Here is a 16,588-nt window from a genome sequence, read left to right as displayed (position 1 = left end):
ATGGAATCTGTTCGGTTAAAAATAAGAGGACAATACAATGAAATGAGTAAGGCAGAGAAGAAAATTTCAGATTTTGTATTGTCAGATGCCAAAAACTGTCTTGAAATGACGGCAGTGGATATTGCAGGAAAAAGCGGGGTATCCTCCGCCTCTGTGATCCGTTATGTTCAAAAACTTGGCTTTGATGGGTTGGAAGGTTTTAAGCTGGCACTAGCTGCAGCCGATGCCCAAAATGATAAGGAAGATATGGTAGATCCCATTATTTCCAAAGAAGATGATTTAGATACGCTGTGCCGGAAAATGGATGCCCTGGTGGATGCGGCATTTCAGGATTTTTTCTATCAGCTGAATAAAGATGCATTAAAGGAAGCAATCAACAAAATAAAGAAAGCCCGGCGTATTTATCTGGTGGGCATCGGAAGTTCCTCGCTGCCTGCTTATGATCTGTTCCATAAACTGAAACGGGCCGACTTCAATGCGAATTTTTACCAGGATATCAATATGATGGTGGAATTTTTTAACTACATTGATAAACGGGATGTAGTGATCGCATTTTCCTACAGCGGGCAGTCTCAGGAAGTCCTTTATGCCTGCGGGATTGCAGAAAAACAGGAAGCATCGATCATTGCGGTTACCCGCAGAAGAGATTCTCCCCTTCAGGATATTGCAGATATATGCCTCCATGTACCGGACAACGAAAAGGTCATGCGGATCGGTGCGTTTACCTCTCTTCATACCTCTATCATGATGGCAGATCTTCTGTACATGGGAGTGATCCAGGAGAACTTAGAGCACTATGAAGTGGAGCTGATCAAAACCAGAAAAATGGTGGAAGGGCTGAAAATAAAAAAATAGAGGAGTTTTATGTGCAATATAGAAAAGCTTACAACGGAATCAATCAATGAATCCACCCGGAACATTGACAGGCTGGAATCACTTGAAATCGTTACCTTAATAAATAATGAAGATAAAAAAGTAGCGGAAGCCATAGAAAAGGTGCTTCCCCAGATCGCAGAAGCAGTGGATGCCATTGTGGAGCGTTTCAAAAAGGGCGGACGGATCATTTACTGCGGTGCAGGATCATCCGGCCGGATGGGTACACTTGATGCGGTGGAACTGACTCCTACTTACAGCGTACTGCCATCCCGGGCCTTTGGCCTTCTTGCAGGCGGTGATGAGGCCATGTATACAGCAGTGGAAGGGGCAGAAGATTCAGAAGAACTGGCAGTGGAGGACTTAAAACGGGTAAAGCTTACGGCCGATGATTGTGTGATCGGCATCGCTGCCAGCGGAAGAACTCCCTATACAAAGGCGGCCCTGGAATTCGGAAAACAAACAGGTGCCTTTACCATTTCCGTTACCTGCAATCAGTCCAGCGTTATGGCGAAGATCGCGGATATATCCATTGCCCCGGTAGTAGGGCCTGAGGTAATCAACGGCTCAACCAGGATGAAGGCAGGGACCGCTCAGAAAATGGTGGTCAATATGCTTTCCACAGGAGCTATGATAAGACTTGGAAAGGTATACCGGAATTATATGGTTCATGTACAGCCCACCAATGAAAAGCTAATGAAACGGGCTGTTAAGATGATCGTGGATTTAACAGGTGCGAAAGAGGAGCTGGCTCTCAAGGTACTTTACGAGGCAGATAAGGATGTGGCTGCCGCTATCGTGATGATCGAATGCGGCTGCAGAAAAGATCAGGCCAGGGAAGCCCTTTCAGAGTCCGGCGGTCAGGTGAGAAAAGCCATTGAGGCTGTGAAAAACGGAGTTTAGGCATATGATAAGAGCCTGGAATGATGAAAACGAGACGGTTTTGGCAGAAATGGCAGAACAGCTGATTGGGGATCAGGTGATCTGGGGAGCCAGCCTTGGCTTTGTCAGTGATCAGGGAAGCCGCTTAAAGTACTACGGAAAGCAGGGAGCAATGGTTCCCTATTGTGACAGGAAGGTGGAAGCGGGTATGTATTATGATCTTGCTTCCATGACCAAGGTAATTGGGACCACCACCCGGATCCTTCAGCTGGCAGAAAAAGGACTCATAAGCCTTACTACTCCGGTGAAAGAGATCCTGGGCAGGTTTTCCTATGGGGATGTTACGGTGGAACACCTGCTGCTTCATACAAGCGGCCTTCCTGCCGAAATACGGAACAAAGAAAGCTGGAGCAGGGAAAATCTTCCCCAATATCTCTACACCACACCAAGGGAAAGGGAGGCAGGAGAAGGATTCCTGTATTCAGATGTGGGTTTTATCCTGTTGGGAAAAATCATTGAGAAATTGGACAAAACAACTCTTGAGGAAACATTCCAGGAGAATATTTTCCGCCCTCTTGAGATGATGGATACCTCTTATTTGATTCAGGGCAGCGGGGAGCGCTGCATTCCAACGGAGTGTACGGAGCAAAGGGGCTGCATCTGCGGAGAGGTTCATGACAAAAAGGCATATTTGCTAGGGCAGTGCGGCAGCGCCGGATTGTTTTCCACCTTGGAAGATGTGGCGAAATTTGTTAAGGCTTATCTGGAACATTCCCGGCTTTTGTTTTGTGAGGAGACGTTTGAAAAACTTTGCAGTATTATAAGATTTGAACGAACTCTGGGCTGGAGCAAGGAGTATGGAAGGGATACGCTTTATCATACCGGATTTACAGGGACTTCTGTTTTGATGGATTTGAAGGGCAGAAAAGGTTTTATTCTGCTGACGAACCGGATCCATCCCAGCCGGAATAATCAGGAGTTCCTGAAGATGAGAAAGAAAATGAATGAAATTTATCTGAATATGGTTTAATAAACTTATAAAATAGCGGCGGCTCTTTCACAAAGGGGCCGCCCCTTTGATCTCCATCATACCAATTAATTTTTACCCAAGGCTTCCCCTTGCCGTTGGAGAACTGTGCGAAAAATCCGTTCCATAAATAATACATTAATATACTTCTTCTACATATTTCTTCAAATGACTTCAATACTTGACTTTTTACGACTTAATAGCTATAATTAGACAGTTATAGTTTTCGTACAGAGAACACGCTATGGTGTTGATATAGAGGCGGAATTATTATTTTAAAATAATAATCCCGCCTCTATTTATATTTAAGGAGGCAAGTTACAATATGGATAAAAACAAAACTTTTCACTTGTTTGGGGCGATAATTGCCGCAGGCATTTTAGCTTTTTCTGGAGTCTTAATTGAAACGGCGATGAATGTAACATTCCCATTGCTTATACAGGAGTTTCGTGTGACTACGTCAGGAATTCAATGGGTAACTACCATTTATCTGCTTATGATTTCTGTCATTGTTCCAATTTCCTCTTATCTGAACCAGAATTTTTCAGCACGGAATTTATTTATCACAGCAAATCTATTCTTTTTACTGGGAGTTTTGATAAACTGCTTTTCGTCATCATTTTCCCTGCTTTTGCTGGGGCGTTTGTTGCAAGGGGTGGGTACAGGCATAGGTCTTCCTCTTATGTTCCACATCATTCTCACAAAAGCTCCAGTTGAAAAGCGAGGAATGATGATGGGAATAGGAACGTTGACAACTTCAATTGCTCCCGCCATTGGCCCCACTTACGGTGGACTTATTTCCAACCTGATGGACTGGAGATATATTTACATTTTTTTGATTCCTCTTATGATTCTTTCTCTTACTCTCGGTCTGCACTCTATTCCAAGTGAGGCTTCAAGAGAAAAACAGCATCTACATTTTCGCTGCGTTTTCTTTTTGGCCATTACCTTTACTTCCTTTATAATGGCTTTAAGTGCCGGATCAGGAATTACTTTTGCATTGTTTTTTGTTATTGGGCTTGCAAGCGCACTTTTGTTTTTGTTGTCTAACCGCAAAACTCCCTTACTGCAAATATCGGTGTTAAAAAACAGTAGATTTTCCGCATTTTTATTCAGCCTTCTTATATATCAGGCTTTGCTATTGGGGTTGTCTTTCGTTTTGCCAAACTATCTGCAAATTTCTGCCGGCTTTCGTTCATCTGCCGCAGGGGCCTTCATGTTTCCGGGTGCTTTGATGGGGGCTTTACTTGCTCCTCTTTCAGGGAGGCTATTAGATAGAATTGGTGCAAACAAGCCTATTTTGATTGGTCTTTTTACAACCATCGTTGGGATAACTATGCTTATTGTGCTGTTGCATACCAATTCATTGGTGCTCCTCATAGGCGCTCACCTTATTCTAATGACAGGTCTTGGCCTTTCTTATAGCAACCTAATGACCTGTAGTTTAAGCGCATTGCCGTCCAGTCAAATTTCAGATGGGAATGCCTTTGTAAATACTTTTCAGCAGTTTATAGGCGCTGTTGCTACAGCGCTAGTCGCTGCTATATTTTCTTTTTTTCAAAATAAATATGGTTTTATTTCTGGCACTGCCTCCGGGGCATGGATTGTGCTTCTGATTTTCTTCTTATTATTGGTAACAAGCACAATTGTTGCTTTTTCGGCATTGAAAAAGAAGAATTATAATTAAATTTTTTTGTTTTCTTTCAAGCCTGTAAGCAGGCTTCTCGCATTTTGGATACGCTTCAAAGAGCTTTCGCTTCCTCGTTATTGTCAGCAGTCCATTTTACGGTCTGCATATGAAAGGATCTCATCTGTATCTGCCGAAAGTGAGAATGTTGTTTATTTCAGTAAATATTTGAAATAATAGATACTAGCGTAAACTAGACAGTATAGCAGTATTCAATAAACAGAAAGGCAGATGTTATGGCAGAGGAAAATAATAATAAGGATGAACTATTCCGGCAGATGGATTATCATTTGCTTCATGACCAACATCCATCGGAATATTTAGAACAGATCAGCAGGGAACCGTGGTTTTTGGATTACCCGTTTTCCATGTTAGGCAGGATGAAGGAAACCCCGCAGTCAAAACGATATCATCCGGAAGGAAGCGTATGGAATCATACGATGATGGTAGTAGATCAGGCGGCGGAACAGAAGGAAAAAAGTAAGGATGCCCGGACCTTGATGTGGGCGGCTTTGCTTCATGATATCGGCAAACCGGCGGTGACAAAAATCCGAAAAGAGAAAATTACCGCATATGATCATGATGCTGAAGGAGAACATCTCACGGAGGATTTTTTGTCCTGTTTTTCCGACGACGCGAAGTGGATCGGGACAGTGGCAAAATTGGTCCGGTATCATATGCATATTCTGTATGTGACAGGCGGGCTTCCTTTCGGCGATATCGCTGGTATGAAGCGGGAGACAGATATCGGTGAAGTTGCACTGCTGGGGCTTTGTGACAGGATCGGAAGGGGCGGAAGCGTTCCGGAAGATGAAAGAAAGGCGGTCAGACAATTTCTGAAAAAAATGCAGAATATGTGAAATTCTGATACCTTCATTGAGTCTCTTATAATAAGTTGAATCATTAATTTCATTCAGGAGAAAACGAGGCTGATTTGATTGTAAGGCTGCTGTATAAAACATTTTTGACAAACAACATCCGGAAATAGGCAAAAGGTCATTATTGTACTATAATAAAGGAAGGTTGAAGAAATGAATGAATGTAGAAAGGCTTACTATGAAAATAAATTATGGAATTATTTCAACGGCTTCCATCGGGAAACGATTTCTCGGTGCGGTAAGGGCCAATGGAGGATTGTCAGTAATTATTTGCGCGGCAACGAGCCGAATGACATGCAGGATGAAATATCAGAAGTGTAATCTTAATTAAAACAGAATTAGAGAAATAAATTTGGCAGGGAGATATAAATGGGTGCGGTATTCTTTTTCGTATTTTTAGCGATTCTGTTTTTGGTTGCTCTGTTTTTTGTGATTTTAAGTACGATACTTATAATCGTCTGGAAGGTGAAAAAACACAAGGGAAAAACACCAAAAAATGGTGGCTTGTGGTATCAATGGTCTTACTTGTTATCAATGTCATTGTGGCCTTTGTGCCGGCAGGTTATATAGGATTTTTGCGCCATGCTAACAGCGCAAATAAGCCTGATCCTGACGATGTAGAATCGGGCTTGTATTGGCCGATGGGCCAATATGAGCCGACAACAAATTGGTTTGAGATGGACGGAAATAACTATGGCAGGCGGGACTTATTGCTCTGAGAGTGAAATCGATTCTGTAAAAGGCTATTATGCAGACATAGCTAATTACGATACACAAAACATTGTGTACAAATATGCCGTCTACACTAATGGAGAGGAATGGTCAGGCGAACGGCACGACTCCCCATATATCAATATTGATAAAACAGTCACGTTAAACTCTGGGACTTTTGAAAAACTACGCCAGATGTTTGATGATGAACAAAGGCTTGCGCGCGTTAATATTCCTCAAAAGTATGGTGAACGAGAACTTTATGCTTATAGTAAAGATAAAATGGCGTTCAGACATATTTATCTTGTTTTAATTGATGGGCAGGTATATGCCGTAGAGGGGTCAGGTTCTGGTTATATAAATGGCTATCCGTTAACTGACGATATAAATCAATACATAATAGACAATGTTTTTACGCCTTGAAGATATAATTAAGAGGATACCTAATATGAAGTATCCTTTTTTGCTTTAAAAGAATATTGTATATGGGATAAAAGCGCCTTATATACCGCACAATAGTGGACCGTTATGGGGAAAACTAATACGGCTAAAACGGAATATGTATTGACATGGAATTTTGCTGAATTTATAATGGTACCATTAATTCAGCATATGGGAATTTATGGAAACCGGCAGTTGTGCCGATATTTAAATTAGCAAGAAATGCTGAATTAATTTTAGATAAATGCGTTTTGTTATGATTTGCGTGTTGTTCTTGTCTGTGATTTGTTCTAATCTATGATATGTTAAGAAATGACTGCCATAAAGTTATTTGCAGCTTGACGGAAAAGATGTCCTGCAGGCTGGCAGGGCAGAAAAGTTTTTTTACAGGGGAAAAATGATTGTGATTGAGATAGCTATTTGTGATGATGAGCTTTACTTGCTGAAAGAGTTGGAAGAATGCTTACTTGAACTTGGGAAGGATGCCGGAATTCAAGTAGAAGTGGAATCTTATGAAGATGGAGGTGATTTGGTTAATGCGGTAACCGGAGGAAAGCGGTATGATATAATCTATCTGGATGTACGGATGAAATATATGGATGGTCTGGAAGCGGCGTATAAAATACGTGAAATTGACCGTTTGGTACAGATGGTGTATGTGACCTCCCATGATGGCTATATGAAAGAAACCTTCCGGGTAGCTCCAATTGGATTTCTTACAAAGCCTATAAAAAAGAAAGAATTTGAAGAAACTTTTTATCATGTTTTAAGAATTGTACAAGAGCAGGATTCGTATTACCGTTTCCGATATATGAAGTCGGATTATAAAGTAGCAATACGTGATATTCTGTATTTTGAAAGCAAGCTTCGAGTAGCGGAAATTGTTATGCAGAATTTCCGCTTAAAAGAATATAAAGCCTTGAATAAGATAGAAAAAAGTCTGGATCAAGGCAAGGGGAGATTTTTACGGATACATAAGTCTTATCTGGTAAATTACCAGCATGTTATCCGGATGGGGTATGAAGAGGTTGAAATGCCGAATGGAATCATTTTACCGTTAAGCAGGGCGTATAAAAAGACGGTGGATGATAAATTGAGGCAGTTCAAAAAGAGGTGAAAAATGAATACGGTTAAAATGATGTTTACAAGTTTAAGCTTGTCGTTGTTTTCTACACTTTTACTGAAAGTGTATCTGGATATTTTTCTTGTAAAGAAGAGCCGATCTGTGAGGCTGGTCGGCTGGTCTCTTTTTTTCCTGTGGCAGTTAAGCATTAATACGAAAATGGTGTTTTTCCATCCGGTAATAAACCTGATGATATCATTAACGACAATTTTGATAATTGGTATTATTTCTTATGAAGGGATATTGTGGAAGCGGTGTATATTCCCTATTATATTCGTAATGATGTGGATGCTTTTGGAGGGAATGGGAGAAGCTGGCTATGTGTTTCTGAATAATGGGCAAAGTCCGCCATTTATGTTTAATTCTATTTTGGCAAAATTTTTGCTGTTTTTATCGGTAATGGGAATCCGCTGGTTCATGAACCGCCATGGAGGCGGAAGGATGCCCTATAGCGGAGGTGCCTATTTAACCTTATTTCTTCTATCAGGATTGGTCCTGTATCCTGTATTTTACATGTTAGTAGAAACATCGGATAGAAAAGGAACGGATTCCTTTGGCTGGCTGCTGATGGCAGGATTGATATTAACAATTATGAATCTATCCATCTATCCAATTTATTTAAGATTAGTTGAAACGATTCAGGTGAAGAAAAATGCCCATATGTATGTGAAGCAATTGGAATACTATGGAAGGCAGCATGATTTGGAGAAAGCAGCATCGGCAGAAATACAGGAAATGAAGCACGATATGAAACAGCGGCTGATTTATTTGCAAGAGCTTGTGAAATCCGGACAAAAAGAAAAACTATTAGCAACTTTAGAAAATCTGATAGGCAAATCAGGGAGCATTGGGCGATTGGAGTCAAAAACCGGAAGTTTGATAATCGATGCTATGGTGAACCATGTGTGGGAAAGAACCTGTAATAAAGGGATTCTTTTACATACAAACCTTCAAGTGCCTCGGGTTATGAAGATAAAAGATGAAGATTTGGGAGTATTGCTGGGAAATGCTTTCGATAATGCGGTAGAGGCCTCTGAATATGTGAAACAGGGTAAGGGAGAAATCTGGATAGAGATAACCCATGAAAAAGGATATTTGTATATTTTTGTCAGAAACCGCTATCAGGGAAAAATAGAGCATAATAAGGGACACAGACTGGTAAGCCGGAAAGAAGAGGCTTTTCATGGCTGGGGGATATATTCGATGGAGAAGATTGCAAAAAAATATCATGGGCGCATGGAACTGGACTGGGAAGGAGATATATTTTCACTGGAAACCATATTATATGATGATATATAGTTTAAATTAATAAAAAAACGATTGTATGAAAGACAAGATGACATTGGAGCATAAGCCGGATGTTATCTTGTCTTTTTTAATTTGGTACATGGGGATACTGCAAAAGGCTTTTTTTCATTGTTATTTTTAAACGGCATGTCTAATTATTACATATAAACCGTTAATAATTACATAATGGATAAAAATGGCGAAATCTGTAGTATATTGTAATAAAACAAATGGGAGGCGGTTTTTTGGGGTCATGAAAAAATTAAAGGCAGTTTCATTTTTAGTAAGTTTTCTTGTTTTTATTTCTGCCTCGTTTTGTGCATTCGGGGAGGAAATAGCAAGTGGGAAAAATGGTCTGGATGTCATGTTTGTCATGGACTATAGCGGTTCCATGTCTGCCAATGATCCGGATCACACGGCAATCGGTATGGTAAAAGCGTTTATTGATACAGTGCACAGTGCTGATATCCGGATCGGGTTTGTAGCATATAATGACCAAATTGTGTCATCTGCTGCTCCGGTTTCCGTGAGGACTCAGGAAGAGAGGGACTCATTAAAAGCCCTGATGGATTCCGCCGGGTATTCGGGTAATACGGACATTGGATTAGGATTAAATTATGCATATGGCCTGACCGGACAGGAAAACGGAAGAAAGTGCATGATCGTTTTAATATCGGATGGAGAAACGGATTTAAAAGGTTCCCGGGCCGGAAGGACCAGAGAAATCTCTGATCAGGACTTGAGAAATACGGTAGAGGCCAGCCGTTCCCGGAATATACCGCTTTATACGGTGGCTTTCGGCAAATACGACGGCAGCAAGGAGATTCTGAAGGAAATTTCCAGCCAGACAGGCGGACAAAATTATACGGTTGAAAAGCCGGAAACCTTAATTGATGTACTGTATGGGATCTTTCATGACAACATGGCTTACCGCATTCAGGAAATCGCGGGCGGTATTTATGGGGAAGGCAGCCAGAGCCTGCGCATTAAGCTTGATGATTCCCATTTAGATGAGATGGATGTTCTGATGATATCTCCTCAGCAAATTGGAGATACTACGGTTGTTTACGGAGAGCAGCAGATAAAACCGGTTAATCTGGTTCACTATTCTGTGGCAAAGGTATCGGACATAAAAAGAGATATCAGTGAAATGACCATACAGACCAGCACAAGAAAGAATCAGGAACTGAAGATTTATTTGATCAGCTACAGGGATTTGACTCCTGTTATGGAAATAGAAACAGCGGTTGCGAGAAACAATCCATTGTCTTATAAAATTTATTTCAAGGATAAAAGCGGGTCAGTCATCAAGGACGAAGCCTTTTATGCCAACTTCACTCCCAAGGTGGTCATTTACCCGGACGGGCAGTCGGACAGCGGCAGAAGGGATATTGAAACTGCCGTCAAGGAAGGGGTTCTTACAGGAGAAATGGTTTTCCCCCAGTCAGGGACTTATTACATAGAAGCCCGTTTGGATGACAGGATGGAGTCTTGCATTTTTAATACGGCAAGAATCCAGGTAATTAACACACCTCCTGCAGGAGAACTTCCAAAGAACGTTCATTATAATCCTTTAACCGGGGAAAAACAGCTGGTACTTAACGATTATTTTACCGATTCTGATGGAGACAGCATTCTTTATACTTTGGAACAGGATGCCGGTGATTTGGCAGAGGTCAGTCTGAATAATGGAATCCTTACTGTTAAACCGTTAAAAGCAGGAAGCCGAAATCTGATACTGAAGATATCCGATGGAGAGGCGGCAATATCCTATACCTATTCCTTAGAGATAATCCCATTGTGGAAGGCATACTGGTGGGTTATTGTTCTCATTCTGGCAGCCGCAGGCGCTGTCCTTTGGAGACTGTTCCATAAACCAAAGCCTGAGCTGGAAGTGATTACGGAAAAGAAAGCCCAGAACCGATTCCAGGGAAAGATGGATGCCTATTTTATGGAGCAGCCGGAGGGAGAAGATGAGATCCCACCCCTTACATTCCCTATGTATAAGATTAAGGATAACAGGGTAAGCCTTGGAGACTTAATGAAAGAATATCCAGGTGCTTCTGAATCCCTGGGACTGGACCACATATTTCTCATAGCGGATGAGGACAGGCGGATGATTTTATATCATTCATCAGAGTCTTCCCTTATGATCGGAAATTCCATTGTGTGCAGAAAGATACAGTACAGCGTAAGCTTTGGTGATATCATATCCATTACATCTCCGGATGGAGCTTATGATCTGGAGGTTCACTATATTTCTATGATTCAATAAATGAGGCTGAAACAGCCTGAAATAAGAACTGTGATGTTCACGTTTTCCGTCAGTGACAGCTGATGGAAACGATTGAATAAAAGTGAGAAAGAGGGAGCAAAAGCGTATGGACACTATTACACAAACCAACCGGACCATTCTGTTTTCCGAAATGAATCCTGAAAAGCTGAATCTACTGACCCTGATTGGGGATGTAAGAGGGAAGACAAGCCTTGATGATGACAAGATTAAGGAAATCAATGAAACGCTTCTGGTAGAAAGTTTTGAGGATTTTTTGGAGAAGTTTGCCCCAGTTGTTTATTCCTGGTGCGATGCGAATACCGGCAGTATTCAGTACAGTCTGATCAAACCGGAAAATATACCGGATAACTGCATTACAGAAATACCGCTTAATGAAATGAATGATTTACTCAATATGCTCATTACATTGCAGGATGCAAGAGGCTCCTTGGGAGTGGCAAATGTGGATTTTAAATTCAGCAATGTTTTAGAGATGATCTCCCCTAAAAAGATTATGGAGGATATCCGTCAGGTACGGAGAGAGATCCAATATACTTATGGGAATTACATGGAGTTGGATGAGGAAGATCCCAAGCGCCTTGATTTAGGGGATAAGCTGAATTACCAGTTTGAACAGGCAAGCCACAATTACAATAATGTGCTGGCCATGCTCCCTCTTGCGATTGAAGATATCAAGACCCGCCTGCTTCTGGGAAATGGGGAAACTGCTCAAAGAGGCCAGGAATTTAAGGCTGGGCTTTTAAGTATGGGAGATGATGGAGAACTGAAAATCCTGGAAATGAAGCAGGAAGAAGGAACCCAGCTTGCGATTGTGGATGACCAAATCAATACCAGTTTGATTCAGACATTCCGGGATGATTACGATGCCCTTAATGAGAGCAAGTCTGACTATGTCAGAGAGCTGGTGGTCAGGACCTTCTGCCCCCTTTCTTCCACCATGGAAAGCTCCGTAGACCGGGAGGTAGAAGTACAAAATTACAATACCTATCTTGAATTTTATAAAAAGAGCAAAGATGATTTTATTAAAGCGGTAAAACCATTGATCGAGAAAATCCTGGGTGTAAAGGCGTTTTTTGATCAGTACCAGGTAAAAGAAAAGGGAATGCAGCCAAGGCTTCTGATTACGAACACTCCTTTGGAAATGATGATAAAATCCAGCAATCTGCCAAGACTTTTAACTTATTTAAATACGACAAATGATAAGAATGAATTTGAGAATACACTTTGGTTTGGAATTGTTCCGGATGTAGAACTAAATCAGTCAGGAGATGGCAAGCTTCAGAGAATGCGGTTTGCCGGAAATCAGAAGGTAAAGAAACCGGGAACCAATACCATGGAAAATCTTGCTATTTTGATGAATGCCATTAACCCTTACAAGATTACAACATTTTTCAGCTTCGCCACCGGAGAAGAGAGCACGTTTAATTATGTGGCTACTGAGGGAATTGGTATTTTTAAGGACAAATGCACTCCTCTCATGAAGAGGGATTACAGCGAATTTGTAGTTCCCTGCATTCCCAATATAACCATTATTCCAAAGGATAAGTCAGGACTTATCCTGGATAAGCGGATGGTCATTGATGACGATGGAAATGTGACTCTTTCCCAGGAAAAAGAGGACATTATGAAGATGTGGATCGAGGGAGTATATGTGGGAGCTGCATACGGAGCTGCCGGTATTGCCGCAGCATGGCAGTGCCCGGAATACTTAAAGCAGAGGTTTCCTAATACCACCATGGAATACCCGGGAGTGCGTTATGACATAGAAGCAGGAGACAATGCTCTTTTAGTCACGACCAGCATGACAAAAGAGATATCCGGATTTACCAATGCCATTAAAAATTCCATTAACAACACAGGCTTTGGATTTGTATTCACCTCGGACAATGCTCAGCACAAGGGCAGGGAAATTAAGAATGTCATGGTCTACAAAGCCAGAAATTTATTGAGCAATGGGACGGAATTTGAACCCATTTATAAAACCCTTCTGGTTACATACATTGAGAGAATGCTCAGATTTTACAGCGGAGACTTCAAACAGGATAAGATTTTACAGTTTTTCAGCAATAACCCCAGCAGCCAGAAGAGCAAATGGGATGCAAACCGCCAGTATGTTAATTCCCTGCTCCAGGATGGAGATGAGCTGGATTTCAGCATCGATGAGAAAAACGGCATCTGCAACATACAGCTGACGTTCAGCAACACAACCAGAAATCTTAAGGTAGAACTGACAAGAAAAGGACAGACTGCGTAAATAATACCAGGTATTGTCCACTCACAATCATATGGAAGGTGGGAACGATCATGTATGGAAACGTCAGCACAATCGTGACGGTTATATTCTTTTTAATTGCAGGTTATACGATTTATAAAGGAATCAAAAAGAAAAATAAATAAAAGCTTTATCTTAAAAACCAGATATCCGAAGGCCGGTAATAAAACGGCTTTATGGATTATAAAAATTATTTAATAAGAATGGAGGACGTAATATGGGACTTAGAATGAAAATCACAGGCAGCGAAACCGTAGAGCTGCGTGAGACAAGCATTACCAGTGTAGTATTTGGAGCAGACATTCCCCATGATTCCAATGCCAGATCAACAGATCTTGGTTCAACCGTGTTAATTGAGGGGAAGATACTGGCGGCAGTAGGCGGTGAGGCCGCTGATGATACAAGCAAGCTGGCCAGATGGTCTTTAGTTCCGGCAGAAAATTCAGACTGCTACCGGAATGTACAGATCGACGTGGTAAATGCATCCCAGGTGGTTCGTCAGATAACGGTACCCAATGCATTTGTGGTTGATTACAGAGAAGATTTTACTGATGAAACAGGAACCGGAGTATTCAAGCTTCTCATTAAGCAGAAGAAGGACAAGATGACTTCCCTTAAATTTGAAGGCGGATTCAGCGGAGAATAATCAGGAAGAATAAAAGAAAGGAAGGAACAGATTATGGGATTTACATTAAAAGTAGAAGGCCCGTCTACCATTGACTTAGGGACCATCAGTATTACAGGAGTAAAGTTTAAGACAGATATTCCCCTTGATTCCAACGCACGTTCCACCGATCTGGGGAGCACTGTGGAAATTTCAGGAAAGATTTTAACTGCAGTAGATGGAGATCCTTTTGATTCTACAAGACAGTTGGGACTCTGGTCCTTAGTACCCGCAGAAAAGTCTGACTGTTACCGGAAGGTAACTGTTGAGGTGATTGCAGCTTCTCAGGTAGTGAGAAAATATACATATCCCAATGCATTTGTTGTGGATTATAAAGAAAACTACGGAGATACGGAAGGTGTAGGAACGTTCCGGCTCATCATCAAACAGAAAAAAGACAAGATGGCGCAGATCGCTGTGGAAGGCGGATACAGCGTGTAAACATGCAGGGGCTGCCGAAATGGCAGCCCCTTTTTAGATAAGGAAAGAAAAGATGCTTGATTACTATAAAATCCTTGGGGTCCCTCCCCAGGCAACAGAAAAAGATATTAAGGCCGCTTACCGTAAGCTGGCTAAGGAATATCATCCGGATGTGGTACAGGATGACCCGGATGGAAATAAAAAGATGTATGAGATCCAGGAAGCCTATGGGGTTCTGGGTGATGCAGAGAAAAGGAAACAATATGATTCTTTCCGTAAAGAGAAAAAGGAAAGAGGCACGTCCAAAAGGGAAGACTCCCGGGAACAAAGAGAGAGGCCGGGAAATGCAGCTCCGGATATGAGCCAGTTTGAACGCTTCTTTGGATTTCAGCCGGGAAAAGGGTTGGAGACATACCGTGGGGACGGGGCGAAGAAACAGGATGGACCAGTCAATACCAATGAGCTGTTTTCTGCTTTTTTTGGGGTGAAAAAATGAGGAGGAAGCTATAATTGCGTTCACAGCCCGAACACCTGACATTGGTGATCAAGGCTGTGGATTGTAAGAAGCCTATGGATCTAAAACTTGTGAAAAAAATTAACAGGAGCCGATGATTTTGTTGAAACAACAACTCCGGTTTGATTTAACCGGAAATAGGATGGTGGATGGAATAGAAATCTATTATTTTACTGCAATTCATTCCATGCCGGATCAAAATCAGGTTAACTATATTTTTTGATTTTGTTTAGATAATAAAACAGTTATCTTTGATTTTAATATGAGAGAAGAAAGTTATGCATTTTGGAAAAACAGTATTGCTGCTATGACTGAAACGATACGAAAGGCTGAAGGGGTATTTAATGAGAAATAAATTAAAAAAAAGGCTGTGTCTGGATATTGCTGTGGCAACAATTTTTGTATTTGCAACAGTTTTTTTAAGCTCTTGTAAGAATTTGGATAGAGAAACGAACCGGAATCAGAACCCGGCGATGCAAGAAGTGCTGGAATCGATTGCCGATGAGAATGGCGGGGGTGAATCGGCAATGAGACATTCGACAGGTGAGGTATCATTTGAGATTTACTTGGGCTGGAGTAAAATTGAGGATTCAGAATGCTTTTTAGATAAAGAGAGGACCAAAGTTTATGGCTTGAATGCCAGTTCTCCGCTTGGTTCTTTTACACCAGAGGAGTGTTTTTCCGTTCTGGTTGAATATTATCAGGAGGAGGATTATTTTAAATTGTTGGATCAAAATGAATCCCTTACACAATGGTATTCCGAAGAAGGAGTACTTTGCTACTTAGGAGCGATTACTGGAGAGATGGAAGGTGGTTACACTTATACAGAGGTTGTTATTGCACCACAAAAAAATCTTGTTCTTACTTTTATGGGGCAGACTTCTTATATTGATATAGATAAGGATACGGAATCGACTATTAAAATGAATGTAACAAAATTAAGGGAAAGCCTTATGTTTGAAATGGGAAATGCTGATTATGTAAGCGGTAATACATATTTATATGACGACGGTTCTGAACTATGTCTGCATGAAGATGGGACATTTGCCTATTACGAAAAGGAAGAAGAACATGAAACCCAATATCTGGCAGGAACTTATGAAACTTTTTACGGTCAGCCGGCATTTGATCAAGTGGCAACCATGACAGAATATGGTCTTGAGAAAGAAGAACTGGAGCAAATGCTGTCTGCGAATATGAACGGATATATACCTGGGGGAAACAGGCCCATAGATTATATGTATGCGACAAACCCGGATATGACCGATACACGGCCCCGGTATCAGATATGCAGGGATACATTTTATGCGGTTATTTTTCATAATACGGTATATGTCAATACAGAAGGAGAACAAGAGGAAATTGAGAAGGACACTCTTCATATAGGATATTATGTCCCTGAATTGAATATTGTGGATATGACAAACTGCAGTGCGGCATCTCATGCAACTTGGACGTATAAAGGGAAAACAGAATGAGAGTGGGTTTCGTGCGATGCTTGAAATACAGAAGA

General features: G+C 41.3%; 15 protein-coding genes. All 15 read left to right on the top strand.

The features are described 5' to 3' along the window. The 15 genes from ABFV83_RS11220 (at nt 1) to ABFV83_RS11150 (ending at nt 16,553) form a co-directional block, all read left to right on the top strand. A complete protein-coding gene (locus tag ABFV83_RS11220) occupies nt 1–855 on the top strand; it encodes a MurR/RpiR family transcriptional regulator (protein WP_349943868.1) in 855 nt (284 codons plus the stop codon). A 9-nt stretch (nt 856–864) separates the two neighbouring features. Continuing rightward, the gene (gene murQ, locus ABFV83_RS11215; RefSeq protein ID WP_349943866.1) at nt 865–1,776 is read left to right on the top strand and encodes an N-acetylmuramic acid 6-phosphate etherase; all 912 of its coding nucleotides are present in this window, start codon (nt 865–867) and stop codon (nt 1,774–1,776) included. A 4-nt stretch (nt 1,777–1,780) separates the two neighbouring features. Further along, nucleotides 1,781–2,785: a serine hydrolase domain-containing protein gene (locus ABFV83_RS11210; protein ID WP_349943864.1), complete on the top strand. Its 1,005-nt coding sequence runs from the start codon at nt 1,781–1,783 to the stop codon at nt 2,783–2,785. Nucleotides 2,786–3,107: 322 nt separating this feature from the next. Next, nucleotides 3,108–4,469: an MFS transporter gene (locus ABFV83_RS11205; RefSeq protein ID WP_349943863.1), complete on the top strand. Its 1,362-nt coding sequence runs from the start codon at nt 3,108–3,110 to the stop codon at nt 4,467–4,469. Between the two features lie 236 nt (nt 4,470–4,705). Next, nucleotides 4,706–5,329 (top strand): HD domain-containing protein, encoded by a 624-nt coding sequence (locus tag ABFV83_RS11200; RefSeq protein ID WP_349943861.1) that lies wholly within the window; start codon nt 4,706–4,708, stop codon nt 5,327–5,329. Between the two features lie 171 nt (nt 5,330–5,500). Further along, on the top strand, nt 5,501–5,668 hold the full coding sequence (locus ABFV83_RS11195) for a hypothetical protein (RefSeq protein WP_349943860.1): 168 nt from the start codon (nt 5,501–5,503) through the stop codon (nt 5,666–5,668). A 330-nt stretch (nt 5,669–5,998) separates the two neighbouring features. Continuing rightward, nucleotides 5,999–6,481 carry a hypothetical protein gene (locus tag ABFV83_RS11190; RefSeq protein WP_349943858.1) on the top strand — a complete coding sequence of 161 codons (483 nt, stop codon included), beginning with the start codon at nt 5,999–6,001 and terminating at the stop codon, nt 6,479–6,481. Between the two features lie 421 nt (nt 6,482–6,902). Further along, nucleotides 6,903–7,616 (top strand): LytTR family DNA-binding domain-containing protein, encoded by a 714-nt coding sequence (locus tag ABFV83_RS11185; RefSeq protein WP_349943857.1) that lies wholly within the window; start codon nt 6,903–6,905, stop codon nt 7,614–7,616. Between the two features lie 3 nt (nt 7,617–7,619). Next, nucleotides 7,620–8,921, top strand: a complete 1,302-nt coding sequence (locus ABFV83_RS11180; RefSeq protein WP_349943856.1) for a GHKL domain-containing protein — start codon at nt 7,620–7,622, stop codon at nt 8,919–8,921. 241 nt (nt 8,922–9,162) lie between these two features. Next, nucleotides 9,163–11,184 (top strand): vWA domain-containing protein, encoded by a 2,022-nt coding sequence (locus ABFV83_RS11175; protein ID WP_349943854.1) that lies wholly within the window; start codon nt 9,163–9,165, stop codon nt 11,182–11,184. 106 nt (nt 11,185–11,290) lie between these two features. Further along, nucleotides 11,291–13,459: a transcriptional regulator gene (locus ABFV83_RS11170; RefSeq protein ID WP_349943852.1), complete on the top strand. Its 2,169-nt coding sequence runs from the start codon at nt 11,291–11,293 to the stop codon at nt 13,457–13,459. A 235-nt stretch (nt 13,460–13,694) separates the two neighbouring features. After that, nucleotides 13,695–14,123 carry a membrane-associated protease 1 gene (locus tag ABFV83_RS11165; protein ID WP_349943851.1) on the top strand — a complete coding sequence of 143 codons (429 nt, stop codon included), beginning with the start codon at nt 13,695–13,697 and terminating at the stop codon, nt 14,121–14,123. Nucleotides 14,124–14,156: 33 nt separating this feature from the next. Further along, nucleotides 14,157–14,582 carry a hypothetical protein gene (locus ABFV83_RS11160; protein ID WP_024291088.1) on the top strand — a complete coding sequence of 142 codons (426 nt, stop codon included), beginning with the start codon at nt 14,157–14,159 and terminating at the stop codon, nt 14,580–14,582. Between the two features lie 52 nt (nt 14,583–14,634). After that, a complete protein-coding gene (locus ABFV83_RS11155) occupies nt 14,635–15,057 on the top strand; it encodes a DnaJ domain-containing protein (protein ID WP_349943850.1) in 423 nt (140 codons plus the stop codon). A 362-nt stretch (nt 15,058–15,419) separates the two neighbouring features. After that, complete coding sequence (locus tag ABFV83_RS11150) at nt 15,420–16,553, top strand: hypothetical protein (protein ID WP_349943848.1); 1,134 nt, start codon at nt 15,420–15,422, stop codon at nt 16,551–16,553. Nucleotides 16,554–16,588: the final 35 nt, after the last annotated feature.

Source organism: Lacrimispora sp. BS-2, assembly GCF_040207125.1.
In the GTDB taxonomy this organism is placed as follows: Bacteria; Bacillota; Clostridia; order Lachnospirales; family Lachnospiraceae; genus Lacrimispora.
Note: the sequence above shows the minus strand (reverse complement) of the source record. Positions and strands in the feature narration are given on the sequence as shown.